Source organism: Peribacillus sp. SIMBA_075 (genome assembly GCF_046534585.1).
This window is the reverse complement of sequence record NZ_JAWRYN010001238.1, coordinates 1-249: the sequence shown is the minus strand read 5'-3', so window position 1 is coordinate 249 and position 249 is coordinate 1. Positions and strand designations below refer to the sequence as shown.

General features: G+C 69.1%; 1 protein-coding gene. It reads right to left on the bottom strand.

From position 1 onward, the window contains the following. Nucleotides 1-73: 73 nt before the first annotated feature. On the bottom strand, nt 74-249 hold a 176-nt coding region (locus SB775_RS32275; RefSeq protein ID WP_410865370.1), incomplete at its 5' end, for an SDR family oxidoreductase.

The window sequence follows — 249 nt, the reverse complement described above, 5'->3', positions numbered from 1 at the left end:
CAGCCGTCCGCTGCAGGATCCCTTGATGGCACGGCTGTGGCGCTGCCGCTGTAAGTGCGTTCTGAACGTGCGGCTACATGGCCAGCCCGCTGCCGCCGGCGACCACGATGTTCTGCCCGGTCAGATAGGTGGCGCCGTCTGAGGCGAGGAAGGCGACCGTTTCGGCGATCTCGCTCGCGTCGCCGAGTCGGCCGAGCGGGATTCGGGAGGCGAGGGCCTGTTTCTGCGCGTCGGCGGCCTCCGTGGACA